Source organism: Cyanobium sp. Cruz CV13-4-11 (genome assembly GCF_024346055.1).
In the GTDB taxonomy this organism is placed as follows: domain Bacteria; phylum Cyanobacteriota; class Cyanobacteriia; order PCC-6307; family Cyanobiaceae; genus Cyanobium.
Genome location: NZ_JAGQCH010000001.1, coordinates 288,095 through 309,804, shown reverse-complemented (window position 1 = coordinate 309,804; position 21,710 = coordinate 288,095). Strand labels below are relative to the sequence as shown.

The window sequence follows — 21,710 nt, the reverse complement described above, 5'->3', positions numbered from 1 at the left end:
TCCCCATGGGACTGACGAACTGGATGGGCACCTTCGGGCGGGCCCAGTCTCTCGACCTGAGCTCTGATCTCGAGCGCGGCTACGAGGCCGCCCTGCTCATCCAGAGCATCGAGATGGAGCATTACAACGACCGCCCGGTGCGGCCGGAGCTGGAGCTGAGCATTCCGCGGGCGATGCAGGCCCAGTTGATCCGCCGCTTCCGGGCTGCCCTGCAGGTCTGCCGCCAGTGCAGGGAAATCCTGGCCCCCTACCGCAAGGAACTCTCCGGCCAGGAACTGCGCCAGTTCCAGCTGATCGAGACGGTCGCCGCCCGCTATGCGGTGGCACGGGAGGAGCTGCCGGCCCTCAGCCGCTCGCCGGAAATGCTGCCCCGCAGCCTGGTGAGCGTGTTCGACACGGTGCGTCGCCAGCTCGACCCGGACGCCGAGGCGAGTGTGGTGGCGGGCTTCCGCCGCCGCCGCGACTCCACCCTGGTCTCCCTGCGCATCCTGCTGCTGCTGATTCTGGTGCCGGTGCTGGTGCAGCAGGTGAGCCGCACCTACATCGTGTCGCCCCTGGTGGATCGCTTCGCCCCCGACAACGCTTTCCTCACCTACCCGAAACCCCACCTGGAGGAGCGGGCGGTCGAGAAGCTGCGCGTGTACCAGGCGGAGATCGAGTTCGATGCCTTGCTGGCGGGCAAGGCCCTGCCCAGCCGCGAGGAGCTCCAATCGGATCTGGCCAAGCGGGCCCAGGAGCTCAAGGAGGAGGCCGATCAGGAGAGCACCCATGCCATCAAGAACGTCCTGGCCGATCTCTGTGGCTTCATCGGCTTTGTGGTGATCGCCATCTTCGGGCGCCGCGATATCCAGGTGCTGCGGGGCTTCATCGATGAATTGGTGTATGGATTGAGCGACAGTGCCAAGGCATTCGCCATCATTCTATTCACGGACATCTTCGTTGGATTCCACAGTCCGGAAGGCTGGACCGTGCTACTCGATGGTGTTGCCCACCATCTCGGATTGCCGGCCAGGGAGAACTTTGTAATGCTCTTCATCGCCACCTTCCCGGTGGTGCTGGCCACGATCTTCAAGTACTGGATCTTCCGTTACCTCAACCGCGTCTCGCCCTCCTCTGTGGCCACCCTGCGCAACATGAACGGTGGCGGTTGAGTTTCCCTCCGGGGGCCATCGCCAGCCAAGCCTCACCCTCGTCAGCGGCCCCTCGCGGGGGGGAAAGAGCCGCTGGGCCGAACATCTGGCGGCCCGCAGCGGCCTGGCCGTGGTGTATCTGGCCACAGGGCCGTCCCTTCCCGACGACCCGTCCTGGCAGGAGCGGCTGCAGCGCCATCGCCAGCGGCGCCCGCCCCAGTGGGGCTGCCGTGAGGTGGGCGGTGAACTCGCTGCCGCCCTCGCCGACCTGGAACCTGCCCAGCTGGGCCTGGTGGATTCCCTCGGCACCTGGGTGGCCGCCCATCTGGACCTGGAGCCGGAGAGCTGGGCGCTCTGCTGCGCCGACCTGATCACCGCCATCCGCCGCTGCCGGGCGCCCCTGGTGGTCGTCTGCGAGGAAACGGGTTGGGGGGTGGTCCCGGCCACGGCGGCGGGATCCCGCTTCCGCGACCGGCTGGGGACGATGCAGCAGGAGCTCCAGGGCCAGAGCGAGGCCGCCTGGCTCGTCCTGCAGGGCCGCGCCATCGACCTGCTGGCCCTCAGTCAGCCCGTCCCTGCCGAGCACTGAGGGCCACGCCCCATGCCCCGCGTTGTTCTTTATCAGCCCCAGATTCCCCCGAACACGGGCAACGTGGCGCGCACCTGCGCCGCCACAGGCTCGGAGCTCCATCTGATTGAACCCCTCGGATTCACGATCAGCGACCGCCATCTGCGCCGGGCCGGCCTGGACTACTGGCCCTGGGTGTCGCTGCAGCTCCACGCCGACCTGGCCTGCTTCCTGGCGGAACGGCAGCGGCGCGGCGGCCGCCTGATCGCCCTCAGCAGCCAGGTGGAGGCGACCTACACGGAATTCCGCTTCCGAAATGACGACTGGCTGCTGTTCGGACGGGAGACGGACGGATTACCGAACGCCCTGCAGGCGACGGCCGAGGCGCGGCTCACGATCCCCATGGCCCGCCGGGCCCGCCAGGGCGAGGGGGGAGTCCGCAGCCTGAATCTCTCGGTGTCCGTTGGCATCGTGCTGTTCGAGGCCCTGCGCCAGCTGGGGCCAGACGGGGGCAGCGCGCCCTGAGATCGGATCGGAGGACTGCCGGTGTCCGGACCGAGTTGTGCCTGATGAACCTTGCTGCAGGAGGTTCATAGCGCTACTCTCTGGCCGACTCCCAGATGTTGGCTTCTCTGCCGGGTCTTGTCCGATGGATGTGAAATGCATGAAGCCTTTCCGCTTGATTCTTCCCTTTCTGCTCTCCACACCGGCCGTCGTGCCGCTCGTGGCTGTTCTGGCTGACGACACCCCCAACACGGTGTCCACCGAAACTCTCCTGGCGTCCCTGCCCACATCCGCTGATCGGGTCTGGGTCAAGGTGCGCCGCACCGTTTCCATCGAGGAGCTCTCCAGCGCCCTCGACCTTGACGAGAGCCGCCTGGCCCGTCTGAACGACGTGGATGAAGACCATCGCTTTGGCAACGGCGACTGGCTGGTGGTGCCCTCCCGGGGCAAGGAGCGCCTGGGGCGCATCGCCTCTCTCGACACCTCGGTTCAGCGCCAGTCCCCACCTGTCTCCATCCCACCGCCGGTGGAAAACGACGGTGTGGTGCGCTTTGGCGACACCGTGCTGAAGCTGGCCCAGCGCTACGGCCTCAGCGTGGCCGAGCTGGTTCGTCTGAATCCAGGTCTGGAAACCGCCCGGCTTGTGGTGGGCAGCCAGGTGCGCCTCGCCCAGTCGGCCCCCGGCCGGACCCGCATGCTGCTGGGCCTGAAACCCTCGACAAGCGGCGGCATCAGCTGGCCCGACATTCCCGACTTCGGTGAAGACCCCCAGCCCCCGTTCAACGGCGGCGGCACGGCCCCTTCGACCACCTGGATGTGGCCCACCAAAGGGGTGTTCACCTCCGGTTTCGGCTGGCGTTGGGGCCGGATGCACAAGGGCATTGATGTCGCCAACAATGTCGGCACACCGATCATGGCTGCCAAGGAGGGGCAGGTCTCCTTCGCCGGCTGGCATGAGGGCGGCTACGGCTATCTGGTCGAGATCGCCCACCCTGATGGCAGCCGCAGCCTATACGCCCACAACAGCCGTCTGCTCGTGGCCCCGGGCGACATGGTCTCCCAGGGACAGGTGATCAGCCAGATGGGCAGCACCGGCCGCAGCACCGGCCCCCACCTGCACTTCGAGATTCACCCCCCCGGCCGCGGCGCCATCAATCCGCTGCAGATGCTCCCTCCCCGGGCCTGATCCGGCTGGGGGGCTGTGAAGGTGATCGTCTAGGATCACATCGATTGGCTCGGTAGCTCAGCTGGTTAGAGCGTGGGATTCATAACCCCAAGGTCGGGAGTTCAAGTCTCCCCCGAGCCATTGTGGAGATCCCATTCCATGGGATCGACCTATTTTTGGCCGGCCATTTTCAGTCGGTTAAGTTGTCGCTACTCCAGGTCAATGGAGCCAACGGAGCGATTTGAGGGAAACCCCGGGGGGGGCTTCAGCGCATCTCGATGGCGTTGAGCCGTTCGCGGAAGCTGCGGGCATTGGCCGCCTCCTGACTTTCTGCACTTTCCTGCGATACCTGTACCGGAGCGCTCACAGGCAAGGGTGCGATCACAGGCAAGGGGGCAGGGGCAGCGGCCTGGGGAGTCTGGATGGGACGGCGGCTGCGGCCGTAACCCCCTGCCTGGGCATGGTTCTGAAGGGCCCGGGTGAGACTCTTGCTGCGGTTGGCCGCACCCACGGTTTCGCCGTCCTTGGGGCGGATCAAGGGGTTGCCCTTGAGCTCGGAGCGAAGCTGATTGATCAGGCGGAAATGACCGGTGGTGTTGTACTTACGCAGAACGGCTGGATCCCAACCCATCGCGGATTCATCGCTGACTTGACAACCATCGTACGGCCAGGCTCGGTGGGGGCAGCATGGGGGTTGATCCCGCTCCCGAGGACGGCGCCACCATGACCAGCACCGGCAGGCTCGTCGGCCTTCAGGCCCCCGACTTTCGCGCCACCGCCGTGGTGGATCAGGAGTTCCGCGATCTGTCACTGCGTGACTACCGCGGCAGGCATGTGGTGCTGTTCTTCTACCCGCTCAATTTCACCTTCGTCTGTCCCACGGAGATCACCGCCTTCAGCGACCGCCACGCTGAATTCGCCCGCCTCGCCACCGACATCCTGGCCGTCTCCGTTGACAGTCCCTACAGCCATCTGGCCTGGGTGCAGACCGAACGCAGGAGCGGTGGGCTCGGGGATGTGGCCTATCCGCTGATCTCCGACCTCAACAAGGAGATCGCCAGGGCCTACCAGGTGCTGGACGAAGGGGCCGGCACGGCCCTGAGGGGCCTGTTCCTGATCGATCCCGATGGCGTGATCCGCCACTGCACCATCAACGACCCGGCGGTGGGCCGCAGTGTGGATGAAACCCTCAGGCTGCTGCAGGCCTTCCAGTGGGTGCGAAACCATCCGGGTCAGGTCTGTCCCGCCGACTGGGGCCCGGGCGGTCGAACCCTGGCGAGCGACCCCCGGGGCAGCCGCGACTTCTTCGCCACCCTGGACTGAGGGATCAACCGAGCAGCGAGGCCAGCAGGCGGCGGCCATCGAGGCCACCGGTGATCGGGTCGCAGGCCCGCTCCGGATGGGGCATCAGGCCGAGCACGCGGCCCGTCGGATCCGTCAGGCCGGCCACATCACCCAGCGATCCGTTCGGATTGGCGACGTAGCGCAGCACGACACACCCCTGATCTTCGAGCCGCTGCAGGTCCTGCGGCTCCACCTGATAGCGCCCTTCGCCGTGGGCGATGGGCAGGCTGATCCGCTCGCCGGCGCCGTAGCCGCCCAGCCAGCGGCAGCGGCCGGGCTGCACCTCCAGTTCGCTGCTCTGGCAGAGGAAGTGCAGATCCCGGTTGCGGGTGAGGGCTCCGGGGAGCAGGCCCATCTCCGTGAGCACCTGGAAGCCGTTGCAGATGCCGAGCACCGGGCCGCCGCGTCCGGCGAAGCTGCGCACCTCCTCCAGCACCGGGGCGAAACGGGCGATGGCGCCGCAGCGCAGGTAGTCGCCGTAGCTGAAGCCCCCCGGCAGCACCACGGCCTGAAGGCCGGACAGGTCGCGCTCCTCATGCCAGAGGAAGCGCACCGGGATGTCGAGACAGCCCTCCAGGGCCCAGGCCACATCCCGGTCACAGTTGGAGCCGGGAAACACAACAATGCCGACGGTCATCGATCCGCTCCCCTCAACCCGCTTCGGCCAGATCCAGCGACCAGTCCTCGATCACCGGATTGGCCAGCAGTCGGTCGCTGAGAAGCTCAAGTCGGGCCTGGGCGGTGGCCCGGTCCGGCGCCTCCAGATCCAGTTCGATCGCCTTGCCGATCCGCAGCCGTTTGACCCCCTCCACCCCGAGCCGGGCGGCGGCGGCCCGGGTGGCCTCCCCGGCGGGATCCAGCACGGAGGGTCGCAGGGAGACCTGAACGCGGGCGTTGAAGAGCGGCACCGGGGGCACGGACGTTTGTTAAATCTTGGCAGCACGCCCCACCAGGCTTTCCCCGGCTGACCAGCCTGGAGATGGTCCCATGTTCCGCTGGCCGTGGCGCCTTCCCTGCGGAGGTTTCTGCTGGATCTGCTTGGCCCCCGCCTGCTGGCCTGGCTGATGGGTCTCACCGTGGCCTGTGCCGCCCTGCAGGCCAATCCCCTGCCGGGCCTGGTGTCGTTGCAGTGCCGCCTGGCGGATGGACCCTGGCAGGACTGCCACATGCAGGTGGAGACGATGGGACTGCACTGGTTCCTGCTGGTGGGCGGGCAGCGGATCGAGTTCCGCCACGACGGTCGGGGCAAGGTGACGATGCTCAAACCCAGCGGCGGCTGGCAGCCGGTCAACAGCCGCTGGGTGGAGAACACAGACCTCTGCTGGGATGGGGTCTGCGCCAGGGGGGACATCCCCCTCGACTGACCGGGGCAGACGGGGTTCAGAGGCGATCGAGGGCCTGGCGCAGGGGGCCCGCGGCTCCGGCGGTGGCCAGCACCACCAGCTCCAGGCCATCGGTGTCCTGATCGCCGGGGACTCCAGCGGGCTCTTCGGCGGCTGGGGTAGCGGCACTCGCCTCGTACCAGCACTCAAGCCGACGGCCCACCCCCTGGATCTGCAGCGGCAGCTTCTTGCCGGCCTGGAGCAGTCGGCCCTTGAGCCGCACCACCGGATGCTCGATCAGCAACCGTTGCAGTTCCGCCTCCAGGACGGCCCGCTGCCAGCGGCCCGAGCGGCGCAGCAGCAGGGATTCCATCGCCACGTGGGCATGGTCGTGGTGATCGTGGTCGTGATCGTGGTCGTGATGCGTGTGCGCATCGACCTCCTCCCTGCCGGGGCCATCCAGCACCAAGGTGGGATCAAGGCGGCCCCGGGCCATCGGCAGCACCACGGTGCCGGGGCGCAGCCCAGCCGCCAGGCTGGTCTTCACCCGCTCGAAGGCCTCCGGCTCCAAGCGGTCGGCCCGGCTGACCAGCACCAGATCGGCCGCACCGAGCTGGTCGGCGAACAGATCCTCGATGGCGCTGATGTGGTCGAGGCTGGGATCGGCCTGGCGCTGGGCCTCCACCGCGGCGGCATCGCCCACCACATGGCCGGCGGCCAGAGCCTCCCCGTCCACCACCGTGACCACCCCATGCACGCGCGTGCGGCTGCGGATCTCCGGCCAGCCGAAGGCGGCCACCAGGGGTTCGGGCAGGGCCAGGCCACTGGTCTCCACCACGATGCCGTCGAGGCGGTCGGCGCGCTCGAGCAGGCGGGTCATGGTGGGCAGGAACTCATCCTGCACCGTGCAGCAGAGGCAGCCGTTGGCGAGTTCCACCAGACGGTCGTCGAGCTCCTCCTCCGGGCAGAAGCCGCAGGAGGCGATCAGGTCGCCGTCGATGCCCACCTCGCCGAACTCATTGACCAGCACGGCCAGGCGCAGACCGCTCTCCAGCAGCAGGTGGCGCAGCAGGGTGGTCTTGCCGGCCCCCAGGAAACCGGTCACCACCGTGACCGGCAGGCGTCTGGAGCGGGTGGCCGTCATCAGAACAGAGGCAGAGACAGCATCGAAACCTAGGGGAGGCGCCGCTGCCGGGATCAGCGGCAGCCGAGGCTCTCGCTGGTGGCCACACCGGTGACGGGGTGGCGGCCGGACGCGCGGGCGCAGAGGGCCTTCTGCTCGGGCAGGTCGAGAACCGCATCACTGAAGTCGGCCCCATCGATCTGGGCATCCCGGAAGCGGCTCTGCATGAGCATGGCGTTGCGGAACTGGGCCCCGCGCAGGTCGGCACCATCGAAACGGGTGGCGAAGGCCACGACGTCCTCGAGATCGGCGCCGCGCAGATCCGCCTGGCGCAGGTTGGTGGAGTTGAACACCGCTCCGCGCAGATCGGCCTCACGCAGGTCGAAGCCCTCCATGGAGGCCTTGAGGAATTCCTGTTGCTGCAGGTTGCGTCCGCGCAGATCGGGATCGAGATCCTGGAAGGAGCGCTGGGCCCGCAACTCCGGGGCGGTGATCGCCAGCACCGGAGCTACGGGCAGCACGGTCCAGCACAGCAGCAGAGCGATCAGGGTCCCCAACAGGGGGGCGATCCGGCGGCCGATGGCGACAAAGGACTGGAAGCTGGGGGCCATGCCACACCGGTACGCTGCCGGTTCAAGCTATGGCAGACGCAGCCCGTCATGAGCATGTCCCTGCGGGTGGTGGTGCCCCCCCATCCCCTCATCGGCCACTGGCTCACCCTGCTGCGGGATGGCGCCACCCCGTCGCCCCTGTTCGCCACCGCGATGGCGGAACTGGGCCGCTGGCTCACCTACGAATGCCTGCGTGACTGGCTGCCCCATCGCTCCGTGACGGTCGAGACGCCCCTGGGCCGCAGCGATGGCCAGGTGGTGGATCCGGAGATCCCCCTGCTGGTGATTCCGGTGCTGCGGGGGGGGCTGGGCCTGTGGCAAGGGGCCCAGACGGTGCTGCCTTCCGCCCAGCTGGCCCACGTGGGGATCGAGCCCTGCGGGCCGGAGCACAAGCCCCACTGGTTCCTGGATGATCTGCCGGCCACCATCGATCCCCGCAGTGGTGTGCTGGTGTTCCTGCCCTGCCTCGCCAGCGGCTCGATCCTGCTGGCCCTGCTCGACCGGCTCCAGGGTCTTGGTGTGGAGGGCCAACGCCTGCGGGTGATCACGGCCCTGGCGGCCAGCCCCGGACTGCAGGTCGTCGGGGAGCGCCACGGGCAGCTCACCATCTATTGCGCCGGCATCGACCCCGAAGTGAACGACAGGCACCTTGTCGTGCCCGGCTTCGGAGAGGTGAGTGAACGGCTGTATGGAATCGCCTCCGCCTCTGCCTAGGCTGGGTTTTCCCTTCCGGGCTCACCAACGCTTGCAGGTTCATGGCTGATACGAGGGAGCAATCGTCCGCCGGCGGAATCGTGTTGCTGGCGGCGGCCGCCGGCGCGGTGGCCGGAGCCGCGGGCCTCGCGGCCTGGCTGCTCCGCCGTGCCGAACGGCGGCACCTGGTTCAGCGTCAGCTGCGGATGCTGCGCGTTTCAAGGTTGGCGGAGGCCAGCGGCGAGCCGGTGGGCCGTGACCAGCTTCACGACCGCGTCCAGAAGCTCAATCAGGCGATCGACGAGGTGCGCCGCCAGCTGGAGCAGCTGCAGCCCCAGCCCTGAGGGCGCAGGCCCCTCGGTAGGTTGCTGCAGATCCGATCCACCCCGGCCATGCTGCGCTCCGACGCCATCACCAAGGGCCTTCAACGCTCCCCCAACCGGGCCATGCTCCGGGCCGTGGGCTTCGGGGATGGGGATTTCGGCAAGCCGATCGTGGCCATCGCCAACGGCTACAGCACGATCACGCCCTGCAACATCGGCCTCAACGACCTGGCCCGGCGGGCCGAGCAGGCCGCCCGCATCGCCGGAGCGATGCCCCAGATGTTCGGCACCATCACCGTCAGCGACGGCATCTCGATGGGGACCGAGGGCATGAAGTATTCGCTGGTGTCGCGCGAGGTGATCGCCGACTCGATCGAAACCGCTTGCAACGCCCAGAGCATGGATGGCCTGCTGGCCATCGGCGGCTGCGACAAGAACATGCCTGGCGCCATGCTCGCCATGGCCCGCATGAACATTCCGGCGATCTTCGTGTACGGCGGAACGATCAAGCCGGGGAAACTGGGGCCCTGCGATCTCACCGTGGTGAGTGCTTTCGAGGCGGTGGGGCAGTTGTCGGGCGGCCGCATCGATGAGGCGGAACTGCTGGCGATCGAGAAGAACGCCTGCCCCGGCGCCGGCAGCTGCGGCGGCATGTTCACCGCCAACACGATGAGCTCGGCCTTCGAGGCCTTCGGGCTGAGCCTGCCCTACAGCTCCACCATGGCGGCGGAGGATCCGGAGAAGGCCGACAGCGCCGCCCGCTCCGCCGAGGTGCTGGTGGAGGCGATCGCCGCCGACATCCGGCCCCGTGATCTGCTCACCCGGGAGGCCTTTGAGAATGCCATCGCCGTAATCATGGCGGTGGGCGGCTCCACCAACTCGGTGCTGCACCTGCTGGCGATCGCCCGCACCGCCGGCGTGCCGCTCACGATCGACGACTTCGAGACGATCCGCCAACGGGTGCCGGTGATCTGCGATCTCAAGCCCAGCGGCCGCTTCGTGACCGTGGATCTGCACCGGGCCGGTGGTATCCCCCAGGTGATGAAGCTGCTGCTGGAGGCCGGCCTGCTGCACGGCGACTGCCGCACGATCGAGGGGCGCAGCCTGCACGAGGTGCTCGCCGACGTGCCCTCCGAGCCTCCTGCCGACCAGGAGGTGATCCGGCCCCTCTCCAACCCCCTCTACGCCCAGGGCCACCTGGCGATCCTGCGGGGCAACCTGGCCGAAGAAGGCAGCGTGGCCAAGATCAGCGGTGTCAAGAATCCGGTGATCACCGGCCCGGCGCGGGTGTTCGAGAGCGAGGAGACCGCCCTGGCCGCCATCCTCGAGAAGCGCATCAGCGCCGGCGATGTGGTCGTGATCCGCTACGAAGGGCCGGTGGGCGGCCCCGGCATGCGCGAAATGCTGGCCCCCACCGCCGCGATCATCGGCGAGGGGCTAGGTGATTCGGTGGCCCTGATCACCGATGGCCGCTTCTCGGGCGGCACCTACGGCATGGTGGTGGGCCACGTGGCCCCGGAAGCCGCCGTGGGCGGCACCATCGCCCTGGTGCAGGAGGGCGACAGCATCACGGTGGATGCCAGGCAGCGCCTGATCCAGCTCAACGTGGCCGACGACGAGCTGGCCCGGCGCCGCAGCACCTGGACCAAGCCCGCACCCCGCTACCGCACCGGCGTGCTCGGCAAGTACGCCCGCCAGGTGAGCAGCAGCAGCCTGGGCGCCGTGACCGACCAGCCCCCGGACTGATCAGCGGCCATCAAGCCAGTCTTAAGAAAAACGCAAGACGCGCATCCTGATGCAGACCTGCACTGCCGTCGCCGTCGCCACGCTGCTGACCACAGCAGCCTGAATCGCTGTGCAGTCCTCGCCTTTCGCCCTCACGAGGTACCCGTTGCGGCTGAAAATGTGGCACCCAAACATGGGTAAATCAGCCTAGATCTGTGGTGTAGCAGCAATGAACCCATGCGAAGCCAATCAACGCCAGGCCCCTTCCTGCGACCTGTGCGTGTCACCATCACGATTCCTTACAACGCTTACCAATCCCTGATTGAGCGCAGCAATCAACAGGGACGTTCCCTGTCCAATCTCGCCGCCTACCTGCTGGAAACATCGCTGCAGGCCTTCCCTCCCCACGACCACTATCAGAACCGTTCTGAAGCCATGGATGGCTTCCAGCGTCATTCCTGAGGGCAGCGCTCCCGGCCCTTACTCCGGCCGGGATTCCCGCAACAGCTGGGACGGCTTGACGTGAAAGCGCTGCTGGAAATCCACACTGAACAGGCCAAGGGAACGGTATCCGCACTCCTTGGCGATGCTCCCCACGCTGTCAGTGGCCGTGGGATTCTCCAGCCGCCGCCTGGCCAGGTCGAGACGCTGATTCTTGATCCACTGGGTGGCACCGCAGCCCATGCGTTCAGCGAAGGCATACTGCAGGGCCCGGCGTGAATAATGGCTCCTGGACTCCAGGATGGTCAGCGTCAACGAACTGCCGAGATTCTGCTTGATGTAATCAATCAGTTCATCGAAGGCATCCCTACCCTGCCGCTGGCGGTACCGCAGCCGATCGAGGGATTTCTCTTCACGCAGATCCGGCAGCAGCATCGCCGCCATCAGCCGGTGGATCTGGTCATCAAGCTGCAGGGACTCAAGCAGACCCCGCCCGTACCCGGCGAGCTGCCCGGCCATGTCCAACGTTTGTCGCAGGGCCGCCAGAAGGGACGGGGCGGACGGATTCTCCGGCGGGCTCCAGCCATGGGCCTGGTCCAGGATCTCCTGCCAGCCCTCCGGTTGCTGGTGATACCCCCCCATGCTGAGCGCGGCCTGGAGGAGTTGCTCGTCGGACAGGGCGAAGGCCACGGCGGACGAGAGGGACGTCTCCATCGTGCAGGGGGCCTTCGCCATCAACAGACAGCAGCCATTGCCGCAACGCCAGGTGCGGGAGGCCTGGCGCAGGCGCTGCTCCCCACCGAAGCCGAACAAGGCGATGCGGTCGCGGTGATCGCTGAAGGCGGCGCGCATCGGCCTGGCCGTCCAGGCGGAAACCAGCATGGTGCCGAGATGAAAGTTGGTGCCGTAGAACCACCAGGTTGCGGCAGATTCGAGTGGCTGCAACTCCATCAGGGGCAACGCTTCCTGCAACAACGATGCACAGGCCCGTGGATCCTCGATGAGCTCCGGATGCTGCAGCAGGGGATTCGAGAAGCGAGCAGACTCGTGATGCCGCTGATTGGGGAAATCGTCATCGCTGGACATCGGGTGATCCACCTCTTTTCCGGCGCAAGATCTATTGTAGCACGATTCAGGTTGACTCCACGCCGTCGACATCGATCCTCACAGCAAGGTTAATCCTGCTGCTTTGGTCTTTCTTTGTTGTGTTCAGTGGACCAGGCTGACTTTCACTTCGACACCGAATGCAACGAGACGCCTGATGTTCTCCACTTCCCTATCCCGTCTGCCATGAAGTCATCTGAACAGAATCAAGAGGAGCCAATTAAATGCTATGGGCGCCAGCGTCAGAACCAACGCTGGAACGATCTTGTCTCAAAGAGTCCAAGTGTTCTGCGGGTAAACTCCTTTCCACCCCTTCTTCGCCTGCCTGCGGATGGAAGAATCCAGTGATCCAGAGTCTTCACCTACGCCATCCCCGCCATTGCCTGCCGATGCCGTTCCATCCTCGGGGACAGCTGGCGAGCCTGAAGCAACATCTACAGAGTCACTGATGCATCTTGTGGGCATCGGCGCATCGGCAGGCGGGCTGGAGGCGCTGCAACAGCTTCTGGGCAGCCTCGCCTCCGGCGGCAATGTGGCCTATGTCGTGGCCCAGCACCTATCACCCGACCACGGCAGCCTGATGGTCGATCTGCTCTCTCGGGTCACGGCCTTGCAGGTGCTCAAGGCGGTGGATGGGGCCCTGTTGCTGCCCGGCACGATCACGGTCTGTCCACCCAATCACGACATCCGCGTTCAGGGCGACCGGGTGACCCTGGCGGCGCCCGAACCGCGCTTCGGCCCCAGCCCCAGCATCGATCGTCTGTTCGAGTCGATCGCCGACCACTTGGCGGAGCGGAGCGCGGCCGTGGTCCTCTCGGGCACCGGATCCGATGGGGCCCGTGGACTCAGGGCCGTCCGTGCCGCCGGCGGCCTCACCATCGCCCAGACCCCCGAGAGCGCCCGCTTCGATGGCATGCCCAGGGCCGCCATCGCCATGGGTGGCGCCGACCTCATCCTCGATCCGGTCGCCATCGGTCAGCACCTCTGCGACCTGATGCATTCCGGTGACGACTGGGTGGAGCGAGGCAGACCTCTGCCGGAGGCCGTGAACATCAGCAGCGCCATGGAGCTGCTTCAGCACAACTGCGGCATCGACTTCAGCCAGTACAAGGACTCCACCCTGCAGCGTCAGCTGTCGCGGCGGATGGCACTGCGCCAGGTGGACACCATGGAGCAGTACCTGCAGCTCCTGGCGACCGACAAGCAGGAGTCGTTGGCCCTGGTCCACAACCTGCTCGTCACCGTGACGTCCTTCTTCCGGGACCCCGAGTCGTTCGCGACCCTCGGGGAGCTGCTGCAGGCCTATGTGGCCCAGCGCACGCGCAGGGATCGCCTCAGGGTGTGGGTGCCGGGCTGTGCCACCGGAGAAGAGGTCTATTCCATCGGCATGCTGATCAGTGAGGTGCTCGGCCATCCCCAGGATCTGACCCGTCACCTCAAGATCTTCGGCACCGATCTCGATGAGGAAAGCCTCGCCTTGGCGCGCCGGGCCACCTACCCGTCGACCACCCTCATGGCGCTCCCCGACCCCCTGCGGGAGCGGTTCGTTGTCCCCCACAACGGCGAGATGCAGATCTGCGAAGGCCTGCGTAACTGCGTCGTGTTCGCCCGTCACAACGTGGCGGTGGATCCCCCCTTTCCGCGCCTGGATCTGATCTGCAGCCGCAACACCCTCATCTACTTCACCCCACCCCTGCAGGAGCGGGTTCTGAGCCTGTTTCGCTTCGGTCTGCTGCCCTCAGGCCTGCTCTTCCTGGGGCGCACCGAGTCCCTCGGCACCAGGAACCAGGGGTTCGCGGTGGCCAATGCCGAGCACCGCATCTTCTATCGCACCGGGGAGCAGCAGCCCAGCCGCCATTCCACGTTCACCCAGCCCGCCCAGCGGACCACCCAGCTGTTCAGCCCGGTCGGCCGCATCTCGATCCTGCGGGAAACCGTGGTCGAGGAGCACGTCGCCACCCTGGAAGCCCTGGTGCGCAGCAGCTGTCCCCCTTGCGTGGTCCTCGATGAAGCCCATGAACTGGTGGAGGTGATCGGCGACGTCAGCCCCTACTGCCGACTCCCGGAGGGCCGGATCTCCAGTGCCGCGACCACCTTCCTGCTGCCTGAGCTGCAGGCCGAGGCCCGCGCCATCCTGCTGCTCGTCCGGGCCGATGGCCAACCGGTCCGCAGCCGGGTGCTGAGTCTTCCCAACTTCAGTCTCAGCCTGCGGCTGGAGGCACAACCCCTGGAAGTGAACGAGCGTCGGCTGACGCTGCTGAGCTTTCTGCCTGGACAGGCGGAGGGTCCGGAGTCCGCCGCCGATGGCGAGCCGGTCAGCCGGGCGCCGGACTTCGATCAGCAGATCGCCCGGCTGGAAAAGGAGCTCCTCACCAGCCATGACACCCTGCGGCGCTCGATGGCCGACCTCGAGGGGGCCAACGAAGAACTAGAAGCTTCCACCGAAGAGCTGCAGGCCTCTTCCGAGGAGCTGCAGTCGTCGAATGAGGAGCTGGAATCCTCCAACGAGGAACTGCAGGCCACCAACGAGGAACTGGCCACCCTCAACCAGCAGCTGCGGGCCAGGAGCGAAGAGCTGCAGCTGCTCAGCTCCGACCTGGAGAACATCCAGATCTCCCTGAACCAGGGCATGGTGATCGTTGACCGGGACCTGCGGATCACCCGCTACACGCCGCTGGCGGTGCGCGTCTTCGCCCTGGTGGAAGGAGACATCGGCCAGCCCCTGCTCGGCATCCCGACCACGGTGGACCTGCCCGGTCTGCGCGGGGCCCTGGGGGAGGTGCTGGCCGGTGCGTCCCGGCGCAGCATCGAGGCGGTGAACGAGGACATCGCCTACCTGGCCCAGGTGTTGCCCTACCAGGAACAGGATGGCCAGCGCCGCGGGGCCATCGTCACCCTCACGGACGTGTCTGAACTGCTGGCCCTGCGCCAGGCCGCCGAGGCCTCACTGGATTCGTTTTCCAGCCTCACCGATGCCCTCGACGAGGCGGTCTGGAAGCGGGATGACTCCCTGCATCGTCTGCTCTATGTCAGCAAGCGCATCCTGCCCCTGACAGGCTGGACTCCGGCCGAGCTGTTCTCCCGATCGGAACTGCTCGATGACGCCATCGATCCGGCCGATCGCGAGCGGGTCTGGGCCAGCCGCAACCTGAAGCAGGGGAGCTGGTCGGTGGAGTACCGGATCCTCCGCCGCGATGGCCAGCGCCGTTGGGTGAAGGAGAACGCCAGGGTGCTCAGCGAGGGCATGGATCGCTACGTGGTCGGCACCCTGGCGGACGTGACGGAGCAGCGCCAGGTCGAGAAGCATGACAAGGACCTCAGTGTTCTGCTCGAGACCCTGGTCCGCAGCCCCAGCTTCGCCCTGGCGGTGTTCGACGCCAACCAACGGGTGGTGATGGTCAATGGCACCCTCTGCGAACGCATCGGCTTCGATCGCGACAGCCTGGTGGGCTCACCGGCGTCGCTCTTCTGCACCCTGCCGGAGGAGGTATGGGCGATCAAGGGCAACGAGGTTCCGGCTGGTGAGGCGCTGTTGCGCAGCGAGAGCCTCCCCCTGCGGCACCGGGATGGCCGCACGATCCAGGCTCTGGCCGAGCTCTGGAGCCTGCCATCGTCGATGGGGATCGGGACCTTGCTGGTGGTGCTGCCGACGGCTCAGCCCTGATCGGGCCGCAACAGGGCCCTGAGGCGGCGGGCCAGGGCCTCCAGCGGCCCGCCCTGGGGCGGACAGCTGCTGCGCAGGCCCGTGGCCCCATCCATCCAGACCGGATGGCTCCCCTGCCACAGCAGCGGTTGGTCGTCCCTGTGGCACCAGGCGAGAGTGAGGTTGAGCGCGTCGCCGCTGCGGTAGATCTCGAGCTCCAGATCCTCCGCCGGGACCCGCTCCCCCTCGGCTGTGCGGGCCTCCAGGCGCAGGCAGAGGTCGAGGCTGTCCCCCGCCTCGGCAGCCTTCTCCCCAGCGTCGGCCAGGTCGGGAAGCACCACCGCATGGCGCAGGGGCTTGCGGCAGAGGTCGGCCGCCGCCGCCACCAGCCGGCTCAGGTCGGTGTTGGCGCTGCCGATCGGGGCCTCAGGCGACGGCATCGATCGCCATCAGCTCCAGGAGAAGAGGGCCAGCGCGGAAGCCGGGATTATCGGTGCCGTCGTCGCCGAACTTCGAGTGCAGGATCTGCAGCCGGGTGATGCGAGCGGGGTCGAAGCACAGCGGCAGGCCCATGGGCAGGGCCTCAATCGGCTTGGCCCGGATGGAGGGACGCAGCTGAGCAAAGGGAATGCGCAGCCGGCAGGGTCCGTCGGCGGCGGTGGCGAAGTTGGCCACCCAGCGCACCCCACCGGGAATCAGTTCGGTGAGGCCCGCCACCCCATCGGCGCAGGCGACGGCCAGCTTGTAGTGGCGCCCATCCCCCTGCAGCTCCAGTTCAAAGGCGGCCTGATCGGAGAGATCCAGCGGCGGGGAGAACACCGGCGAGCGGCAGCTCACGAAGCCACCGCCCTGCTCCACCACCACCGCCTCCAGCCGCAGACCACTGCTGCTGACCGTGCAGCTGCCGCTGCTGCGGCCGCCCATCACGGTGTCATTGAGGGCATGCCAGCCACTGAAGCCATCCCCACGGATCACCTGCATGGGCACCTCAGCGGGGGGGGAGGCCCGCGGCGGCGGCGGCATCGGCAAGGATCACCACCTCGGAGGCCGGCCGCACCAGCCGGGCGGGGGTGCGCTCGGCGGGCTCATTCGGATCGAGCAGCCGGGCGAGCGCCTGGCGTTTGCCGGCGCCGCTGACCAGAAAGATCACCCGGCGGGCGGCCGAAAGCACCGGCGCGGTGAGGGTGATGCGGGGCAGCCCCTTGCCTTCGCCGATGGTGACGGCACGGTCGCTCACTCCGGGGGCTGCCGTGCCGGGAAACAGGGAGGCCGTATGGCCGTCGTCGCCGAGGCCCAGCAGGATCACATCGAAGCGTGGCAGCAGGCCGGGGCAGATCAGCGCCAGCTCCGCGGCATAGGCCACGGCACTGTCCTCCGGATTGGGGCGGTCGGTAGGCACCGGATGGAACCGGGCCCGGCTGGCGGGCGGCTGGGCCAGCAGCGTCTCCCGCAGCATGCGGGCATTGCTGGAGGGGTCGTCGGCGCTCACCCAGCGCTCATCCCCCAGGAGCACATCGACCCGCTCCCATGGCAGATGCTCGCCCCCCAGACGCCCGTAGGCCGCCCGGGGGGTTTCGCCGCCTGCCAGGGCGATCTGGGCCCGGTCCCGCTCGGCCAGGGCCAGGTCGATGCCGGCGGCGATCTGTTCGGCCGCCTGGCGGGCCAGCGCCTCGGGGCTGGCGGCGACGATCAGGTGATAGCGGGTGCTGGGTTCGGTCAATCGAGCCATTCGGTATGGAACGCGCCGGGGCGGTCCGTGCGTTCATAAGTATGGGAGCCGAAGCAGTCCCGCATCGCCTGCACCAGGTTCTGGGGCAGACGGCCGCTGCGGTAGCTGTCGATGTAGTCGAGGGTGCTGCTGAGGCAAGGCACGGGAATGCCGGCCAGGGCCGCCCCGGCCACCACCTGGCGCAGGCCGCCCAGGCGCTGGTTGACCTGGGCGGCGAACCAGGGATCCAACATCAGGTTGGGCAGGGACGGATTGGCGCCATAGGCGTCCTGGATGCGTTGCAGGAGCCGGGCCCGGATGATGCAACCCCCCTTCCAGATCTGGCCGATGGCCGAGAAGTCGAGGCTGTAGTCGTGCAGTTTCGAGGCCTCCTGCAGCAGGGCCATGCCCTGGCCGTAGCTGGCGATGCAGGCCAAGATGCAGGCATCCCGCAGCGGTGCCATGCCGGTGGCCGGCTCGCCCAGGGGGAAGCTGTGGGGGGCAGGCCCATGCAGCACCGGTTCGGCCGCCAGGCGCTCGCTGCGCAGGGAGCTCAGCACCCGGGCGTTGAGGGCGGCGTAGATGGTGGGCACGGGCACGCCCATCTCCAGGGCGCTGACCACGGTCCACAGGCCGGTGCCCTTCTGGCCGGCGGCATCGACGATCAGCTCCACCAGATCACCACCGCTTTCGGGATCCTTGGTGCGCAGGCACACCTCAGTGATCTCGACCAGGAAGGAGGCGAGCTCTTCGGTCTGGTTCCAGCCCCCCAGCACGTCGGCCATGGCATCGCCATCGAGGCCGCCGATGCGCTTCATCAGGTCGTAGGCCTCGGCCAGGATCTGCTCGATGCCGTATTCGATGCCGTTGTGGACGGTCTTGACGAAGTGGCCGGCGCCGCCTGGGCCGATGTAGGTGACGCAGGGGCCGTCCTCCACCTGGGCGGCCATCTTCGTCACCAGGCTTTCGATGGCGTCGTAGGCCGCCTTGGTGCCGCCGGGCATCATGCTCGGCCCCTCCAGGGCCCCCTTGGCGCCCCCCGAGACGCCCATGCCGATGTAGCCGAAGCTCTTGCTCTCCAGCTCAGCCGCCCGCCGCTCGGTGTCGGTGTAGAGGGAGTTGCCGCCGTCGATCAGCAGATCACCTTCCTCGAGCAGGGGCGAGATGCTGGCGATGGTGGCGTCGACCGGAGCGCCCGCCTTCACCATCATCAGGATGCGGCGGGGGCGCTCCAGCGCCGCCACGAACTCCTCCAGGGTGGCGGCGCCGACGATGTCCTTGCCGGCACCGCGACCGGCCAGGAAGTCCTCGGTCTTGGCGTAGGTCCGGTTGTAGACGACGCTCGAAAACCCGTTTCGCTCTGCGTTGAGGACCAGATTCTCACCCATCACGCCAAGGCCGATGAGTCCGAAATGCGCCTTGCCCATAGGACCGAGGTTCCTTGATTCGTTGGCAGTGTGGCCAGCGTTCGGCGGCTCGTCGGTCTCCTGGGGAGGGATGTCAGCAACTGCTGGCCCAGCCCTCCCCCCGAAGCGAGCGTCAGATGACCGTGCCGTCGGCGATCGTGCCGTTTTTCACCACCACGACGATGCCGTTGCGGATGTAGAAGTTGAGCTCCGGCCGATCGGCCTCCTCCACCCGGTCCTTGTTGACGATGGTGACGTCACGGCCGATGCGCACGTTCTTGTCGAGGATGGCGCCTTTCACCGTCGTCCCCCGGCCCACCCCGATCGGTGTGCCGCCCCGCTCGTGCAGCACCAGCCGCTCCTCCGAGGACTCGAAGAAGTCGGCCCCCATCACCAGGGTGTCCTGGAGCACCACCTCGTCTTCGACGCGGGAGCGAACCCCCAGGACACAGTGGTGGATGCTGCAGGCCTTGAGCAGGGAACCTTCACCGATGATCGACTGGGTGACCTGGGCGTCCTGCAGCTTGCTGGGGGGCAGGTAGCGGGGCCGGGTGTAGATGGGGAACTTCTCGTCATAGAAGGAGAAGGCCGGGTTGGGTTGATCCGTGAGGGCCAGGTTGGCCTCGTAGAACGCCCCGATCGTGCCGATGTCCTCCCAGTAGTCATCGAACAGGTACGTCTGCAGATGGTCCCCTTCCCGCAGGGAGGTGGGGATGATCTCCTTGCCGAAATCCGTCGACTCCGGATGGCTGGCCAGCAGGTTGAACAGGGTGCTGCGGTTGAAGACGTAAATCCCCATCGACGCTAGGAAGGGCCGCTTGACGGCCTCCTCGGCGGAGAGGCCCAGGCTCTCGGTGTTGACCCGCATCGCCTCAAGGGCGTCCCCCTTGGGCTTCTCGCTGAACTCGAGGATGCGGCCGTCGGAGGAGGTCCGCATCAGGCCGAAGCCTTCGGCCTGGGCCCCATCCACCGGCAGAGCACCGACGGTCAGATCGGCGCCGCAATCGATGTGGTGCTGCACGAACTTGCTGTAGTCCATCCGGTAGAGCTGGTCACCGGAAAGGATCAGGTAGTGGTCGACGTCCCACTCCTGGAACAGCCACTGGTACTTGCGCACCGCATCGGCAGTGCCTTCGAACCAGCTGGGGCTGTCGGGGGTCTGCTGGGCGGCCAGCACCTCCACGAACCCCTGGCCGAAACCGGCGGAGAGGTTGTAGCTCATCGTCAGGTGACGGTTGAGCGACGCGCTGTTGAACTGGGTCAGCACGTAGATCTTGTTGATCTCCGAGTTGATGCAGTTGCTGATGGGAATATCGATCAGGCGGTACTTGCCCGCGAGGGGCACGGCGGGCTTGGCCCGCATCTTGGTGAGGGGGTAGAGGCGCGTTCCCGCCCCGCCTCCCAGAATGATGGCCAGAACGCGTTTCATGAGCCCGCTCCTCGTTCCTTGGCTGGGCAGACCGTACTGGAGCGTGGTGACGGGGAGCGAGGCGCGGCGGCAACTCGGTTCATGTTCCGTTGCAGTGGTGAATGGGGCTGGGGCCGGGTGATCCCGGGGACGGGGGGCTCAGGCCTCCGGTGGGTCGTCATGAAGCTCAAAGAGATCCCGCAGCACCCCCATCGACGCCAGGCGCTGCTGGCGGGGCTGGGGCGCCCGCAGCTTGGTGACAGGGGTGTGCAGGATCTTGTTGATGATCCCCTTGCTGAGGGCTTCAACCACCTTCCTCTCCCTGGCGGAAAGGTCGGGGCCCATCCGACTCAGGGCCTTCTGAAGCTCCTGTTCACGGATGTCCTCCAGCTGGAGGCGCAGGCGGTTGACCAGGGGAACCGCCTCAAGGCCGTCCCACCACTCCAGGAACAGGCGTGATTCCTCGGCCAGCAGCCCCTCGGCCTCAGCGGCCATCTCCCTGCGGGCCTCCTGGTTGCGGGCCACCACCTCCTGGAGATCGTCGACATCGAAACTGTCGACACCCGGCAGCTCGTCCGCATCCGCGCTGATGTTGCGGGGCACACCGATATCGATGAGCATCAGACTGGAGCGGCGATTCAGCCCCTCCAGCCGGCGGGCCGTGATGATCGGCTCCTCGGCGCCCGTGCTGGTGAACACCAGGGAGCAGGTGCTCAGGCAGTGGTCGAGGTCGTCCAGGGGACGGCACTGCACCGGCAGGGTGGGGAAATCGGCCGCCAGGGCTTCAGCCCGGGAGACGGTGCGGTTGAGTACCACCACACCCCGGCAACCCTTGGCCTGGAGGTGCTGCAGCAGCAGCCGGGCCATGCGGCCGGCCCCCACCACCGCCACCTGTTCCTGGTCCAGGGGGACCAGTTCGTCCAGGCCGCGGGCCTGGCCCACCTTGAGCTGGGCCAACTCGACGCCGGCGGAGCTGATCGAGACCGCACCGGTGCCCAGGTTGGTTTCGGTACGGACCCGCTTGCCGGTGCTCACGGCCTGGTTGAGCAGGCGGTTGAGGATCGGCCCCACGGAACGGTGCTCCTGGCCCAGCCGCACCATCTTCTTCACCTGGGAGAGGATCTGACCCTCCCCCAGCACCAGGCTGTCGAGGCCGGCGGCCACCCGCAGCAGGTGGCCCACCGCCTCCTCGTGGTGGTAAGTGAACAGATGGGGGCGCAGCTCCTCCACCGCCAACCCGGACTGCTGGCTGAGGAAGTCGCCGACGGCGCTGATGCCCCGTTCGGGATGGCGCAGGAGGGTGTAGATCTCCAGCCGGTTGCAGGTGCTCAGGATTGAGGCCTCAATCACCTGCTCATCCGCCCGCAGACGCTGGAGGGAGTCCTCCATGGTCTGCTCGGGGATGCTCAGGCGCTCGCGGATTTCCACCGGAGCCGTGCGATGGCTCAGACCGACGACGGCGATGTGCATGGAGGCGGGCTCCGGGGTCCGG

Annotated in this window: 23 protein-coding genes and 1 tRNA gene; 12 read left to right on the top strand and 12 right to left on the bottom strand. The window is 67.3% G+C overall.

Annotated elements, in window-relative coordinates; genetic code table 11:
- Positions 1-5 precede the first annotated feature (5 nt).
- The 5 genes from pxcA (at position 6) to KBZ12_RS01640 (ending at position 3,508) form a co-directional block, all read left to right on the top strand.
- Positions 6-1,151, top strand: a complete 1,146-nt coding sequence (pxcA, locus tag KBZ12_RS01660; protein ID WP_254955936.1) for a proton extrusion protein PcxA — start codon at positions 6-8, stop codon at positions 1,149-1,151.
- On the top strand, positions 1,141-1,719 hold the full coding sequence (locus KBZ12_RS01655; RefSeq protein WP_254955935.1) for a bifunctional adenosylcobinamide kinase/adenosylcobinamide-phosphate guanylyltransferase: 579 nt from the start codon (positions 1,141-1,143) through the stop codon (positions 1,717-1,719). The genes pxcA and KBZ12_RS01655 overlap by 11 nt, the downstream gene beginning before the upstream one ends.
- Positions 1,720-1,731: 12 nt before the next feature.
- Entirely contained in the window at positions 1,732-2,223 is a 492-nt protein-coding gene (locus KBZ12_RS01650) for a tRNA (cytidine(34)-2'-O)-methyltransferase (RefSeq protein WP_254955934.1), read from the top strand.
- 139 nt (positions 2,224-2,362) lie between these two features.
- The gene (locus KBZ12_RS01645; protein ID WP_254955933.1) at positions 2,363-3,388 is read left to right on the top strand and encodes a M23 family metallopeptidase; all 1,026 of its coding nucleotides are present in this window, start codon (positions 2,363-2,365) and stop codon (positions 3,386-3,388) included.
- Positions 3,389-3,434: 46 nt separating this feature from the next.
- Positions 3,435-3,508: transfer RNA gene (locus KBZ12_RS01640), tRNA-Met, on the top strand.
- Positions 3,509-3,632: 124 nt separating this feature from the next.
- Here KBZ12_RS01640 and KBZ12_RS01635 read toward each other — a convergent pair.
- The gene (locus KBZ12_RS01635) at positions 3,633-3,998 is read right to left on the bottom strand and encodes a hypothetical protein (RefSeq protein WP_254955932.1); all 366 of its coding nucleotides are present in this window, start codon (positions 3,996-3,998) and stop codon (positions 3,633-3,635) included.
- Positions 3,999-4,090: 92 nt separating this feature from the next.
- Here KBZ12_RS01635 and KBZ12_RS01630 point away from each other — a divergent pair, with 92 nt between their 5' ends.
- The gene (locus KBZ12_RS01630; protein WP_254956028.1) at positions 4,091-4,690 is read left to right on the top strand and encodes a peroxiredoxin; all 600 of its coding nucleotides are present in this window, start codon (positions 4,091-4,093) and stop codon (positions 4,688-4,690) included.
- A gap of 4 nt (positions 4,691-4,694) precedes the next feature.
- On the opposite strand, the gene purQ is transcribed toward KBZ12_RS01630, so the two are convergent.
- Together purQ and purS are read right to left on the bottom strand one after the other, a co-directional pair.
- A complete protein-coding gene (gene purQ, locus KBZ12_RS01625; RefSeq protein WP_254955931.1) occupies positions 4,695-5,348 on the bottom strand; it encodes a phosphoribosylformylglycinamidine synthase subunit PurQ in 654 nt (217 codons plus the stop codon).
- A gap of 13 nt (positions 5,349-5,361) precedes the next feature.
- Positions 5,362-5,619: a phosphoribosylformylglycinamidine synthase subunit PurS gene (purS, locus tag KBZ12_RS01620; protein WP_094584545.1), complete on the bottom strand. Its 258-nt coding sequence runs from the start codon at positions 5,617-5,619 to the stop codon at positions 5,362-5,364.
- A gap of 93 nt (positions 5,620-5,712) precedes the next feature.
- On the opposite strand from purS, the gene KBZ12_RS01615 reads away from it, so the two are divergent.
- Positions 5,713-6,075 carry a hypothetical protein gene (locus KBZ12_RS01615; RefSeq protein ID WP_254955930.1) on the top strand — a complete coding sequence of 121 codons (363 nt, stop codon included), beginning with the start codon at positions 5,713-5,715 and terminating at the stop codon, positions 6,073-6,075.
- 16 nt (positions 6,076-6,091) lie between these two features.
- Here KBZ12_RS01615 and cobW read toward each other — a convergent pair whose 3' ends face one another.
- Both cobW and KBZ12_RS01605 read right to left on the bottom strand, forming a co-directional pair.
- Positions 6,092-7,177 (bottom strand): cobalamin biosynthesis protein CobW, encoded by a 1,086-nt coding sequence (gene cobW / locus KBZ12_RS01610; RefSeq protein ID WP_254955928.1) that lies wholly within the window; start codon positions 7,175-7,177, stop codon positions 6,092-6,094.
- A 53-nt stretch (positions 7,178-7,230) separates the two neighbouring features.
- Positions 7,231-7,767 (bottom strand): pentapeptide repeat-containing protein, encoded by a 537-nt coding sequence (locus tag KBZ12_RS01605; protein ID WP_254955927.1) that lies wholly within the window; start codon positions 7,765-7,767, stop codon positions 7,231-7,233.
- A 48-nt stretch (positions 7,768-7,815) separates the two neighbouring features.
- On the opposite strand from KBZ12_RS01605, the gene upp reads away from it, so the two are divergent.
- The 4 genes from upp (at position 7,816) to KBZ12_RS01585 (ending at position 10,970) form a co-directional block, all read left to right on the top strand.
- The gene (gene upp / locus KBZ12_RS01600) at positions 7,816-8,481 is read left to right on the top strand and encodes a uracil phosphoribosyltransferase (protein ID WP_254955926.1); all 666 of its coding nucleotides are present in this window, start codon (positions 7,816-7,818) and stop codon (positions 8,479-8,481) included.
- A gap of 41 nt (positions 8,482-8,522) precedes the next feature.
- Positions 8,523-8,804 (top strand): hypothetical protein, encoded by a 282-nt coding sequence (locus KBZ12_RS01595; RefSeq protein WP_254955925.1) that lies wholly within the window; start codon positions 8,523-8,525, stop codon positions 8,802-8,804.
- Between the two features lie 48 nt (positions 8,805-8,852).
- On the top strand, positions 8,853-10,529 hold the full coding sequence (ilvD, locus tag KBZ12_RS01590; RefSeq protein WP_254955924.1) for a dihydroxy-acid dehydratase: 1,677 nt from the start codon (positions 8,853-8,855) through the stop codon (positions 10,527-10,529).
- A gap of 255 nt (positions 10,530-10,784) precedes the next feature.
- The gene (locus KBZ12_RS01585) at positions 10,785-10,970 is read left to right on the top strand and encodes a ribbon-helix-helix domain-containing protein (protein ID WP_254955923.1); all 186 of its coding nucleotides are present in this window, start codon (positions 10,785-10,787) and stop codon (positions 10,968-10,970) included.
- 18 nt (positions 10,971-10,988) lie between these two features.
- On the opposite strand, the gene KBZ12_RS01580 is transcribed toward KBZ12_RS01585, so the two are convergent.
- On the bottom strand, positions 10,989-12,035 hold the full coding sequence (locus KBZ12_RS01580) for an AraC family transcriptional regulator (protein WP_254955922.1): 1,047 nt from the start codon (positions 12,033-12,035) through the stop codon (positions 10,989-10,991).
- Positions 12,036-12,501: 466 nt separating this feature from the next.
- Between KBZ12_RS01580 and KBZ12_RS01575 the strand changes: the two genes are divergently transcribed.
- Positions 12,502-15,717 carry a chemotaxis protein CheB gene (locus KBZ12_RS01575; RefSeq protein WP_254955921.1) on the top strand — a complete coding sequence of 1,072 codons (3,216 nt, stop codon included), beginning with the start codon at positions 12,502-12,504 and terminating at the stop codon, positions 15,715-15,717.
- On the opposite strand, the gene KBZ12_RS01570 is transcribed toward KBZ12_RS01575, so the two are convergent.
- From KBZ12_RS01570 to KBZ12_RS01545, 6 genes are all read right to left on the bottom strand, one after another.
- Positions 15,708-16,136, bottom strand: a complete 429-nt coding sequence (locus KBZ12_RS01570; protein WP_254955920.1) for a hypothetical protein — start codon at positions 16,134-16,136, stop codon at positions 15,708-15,710. The two genes, KBZ12_RS01575 and KBZ12_RS01570, sit on opposite strands and share 10 nt — an antisense overlap.
- On the bottom strand, positions 16,123-16,677 hold the full coding sequence (locus KBZ12_RS01565) for a CIA30 family protein (protein WP_254955919.1): 555 nt from the start codon (positions 16,675-16,677) through the stop codon (positions 16,123-16,125). Before KBZ12_RS01565 ends, KBZ12_RS01570 begins: the two co-directional genes overlap by 14 nt.
- Positions 16,678-16,684: 7 nt before the next feature.
- A complete protein-coding gene (gene pgl, locus KBZ12_RS01560) occupies positions 16,685-17,425 on the bottom strand; it encodes a 6-phosphogluconolactonase (protein WP_254955918.1) in 741 nt (246 codons plus the stop codon).
- Complete coding sequence (gene gndA, locus KBZ12_RS01555) at positions 17,413-18,831, bottom strand: NADP-dependent phosphogluconate dehydrogenase (protein ID WP_254955917.1); 1,419 nt, start codon at positions 18,829-18,831, stop codon at positions 17,413-17,415. Before gndA ends, pgl begins: the two co-directional genes overlap by 13 nt.
- Positions 18,832-18,943: 112 nt before the next feature.
- Complete coding sequence (locus KBZ12_RS01550) at positions 18,944-20,239, bottom strand: glucose-1-phosphate adenylyltransferase (protein ID WP_254955916.1); 1,296 nt, start codon at positions 20,237-20,239, stop codon at positions 18,944-18,946.
- A 138-nt stretch (positions 20,240-20,377) separates the two neighbouring features.
- A complete protein-coding gene (locus KBZ12_RS01545) occupies positions 20,378-21,688 on the bottom strand; it encodes a glutamyl-tRNA reductase (RefSeq protein WP_254955915.1) in 1,311 nt (436 codons plus the stop codon).
- Between the last annotated feature and the right edge of the window lie 22 nt (positions 21,689-21,710).

What these genes read in the sequence shown, in the direction of transcription:
- KBZ12_RS01575 (WP_254955921.1), top strand. Translation starts at nt 12,502, where the DNA reads ATGCATCTTGTGGGCATCGGCGCATCGGCAGGCGGGCTGGAGGCGCTG.
- KBZ12_RS01580 (WP_254955922.1), bottom strand. Translation starts at nt 12,035, where the DNA reads ATGTCCAGCGATGACGATTTCCCCAATCAGCGGCATCACGAGTCTGCT.
- KBZ12_RS01565 (WP_254955919.1), bottom strand. Translation starts at nt 16,677, where the DNA reads ATGCAGGTGATCCGTGGGGATGGCTTCAGTGGCTGGCATGCCCTCAAT.
- gndA (WP_254955917.1), bottom strand. Translation starts at nt 18,831, where the DNA reads ATGGGCAAGGCGCATTTCGGACTCATCGGCCTTGGCGTGATGGGTGAG.
- KBZ12_RS01630 (WP_254956028.1), top strand. Translation starts at nt 4,091, where the DNA reads ATGACCAGCACCGGCAGGCTCGTCGGCCTTCAGGCCCCCGACTTTCGC.
- KBZ12_RS01645 (WP_254955933.1), top strand. Translation starts at nt 2,363, where the DNA reads ATGAAGCCTTTCCGCTTGATTCTTCCCTTTCTGCTCTCCACACCGGCC.
- purQ (WP_254955931.1), bottom strand. Translation starts at nt 5,348, where the DNA reads ATGACCGTCGGCATTGTTGTGTTTCCCGGCTCCAACTGTGACCGGGAT.
- KBZ12_RS01570 (WP_254955920.1), bottom strand. Translation starts at nt 16,136, where the DNA reads ATGCCGTCGCCTGAGGCCCCGATCGGCAGCGCCAACACCGACCTGAGC.
- KBZ12_RS01650 (WP_254955934.1), top strand. Translation starts at nt 1,732, where the DNA reads ATGCCCCGCGTTGTTCTTTATCAGCCCCAGATTCCCCCGAACACGGGC.
- KBZ12_RS01545 (WP_254955915.1), bottom strand. Translation starts at nt 21,688, where the DNA reads ATGCACATCGCCGTCGTCGGTCTGAGCCATCGCACGGCTCCGGTGGAA.
- upp (WP_254955926.1), top strand. Translation starts at nt 7,816, where the DNA reads ATGAGCATGTCCCTGCGGGTGGTGGTGCCCCCCCATCCCCTCATCGGC.
- ilvD (WP_254955924.1), top strand. Translation starts at nt 8,853, where the DNA reads ATGCTGCGCTCCGACGCCATCACCAAGGGCCTTCAACGCTCCCCCAAC.
- KBZ12_RS01550 (WP_254955916.1), bottom strand. Translation starts at nt 20,239, where the DNA reads ATGAAACGCGTTCTGGCCATCATTCTGGGAGGCGGGGCGGGAACGCGC.
- KBZ12_RS01595 (WP_254955925.1), top strand. Translation starts at nt 8,523, where the DNA reads ATGGCTGATACGAGGGAGCAATCGTCCGCCGGCGGAATCGTGTTGCTG.
- pxcA (WP_254955936.1), top strand. Translation starts at nt 6, where the DNA reads ATGGGACTGACGAACTGGATGGGCACCTTCGGGCGGGCCCAGTCTCTC.
- cobW (WP_254955928.1), bottom strand. Translation starts at nt 7,177, where the DNA reads ATGACGGCCACCCGCTCCAGACGCCTGCCGGTCACGGTGGTGACCGGT.
- pgl (WP_254955918.1), bottom strand. Translation starts at nt 17,425, where the DNA reads ATGGCTCGATTGACCGAACCCAGCACCCGCTATCACCTGATCGTCGCC.
- KBZ12_RS01605 (WP_254955927.1), bottom strand. Translation starts at nt 7,767, where the DNA reads ATGGCCCCCAGCTTCCAGTCCTTTGTCGCCATCGGCCGCCGGATCGCC.
- KBZ12_RS01635 (WP_254955932.1), bottom strand. Translation starts at nt 3,998, where the DNA reads ATGGGTTGGGATCCAGCCGTTCTGCGTAAGTACAACACCACCGGTCAT.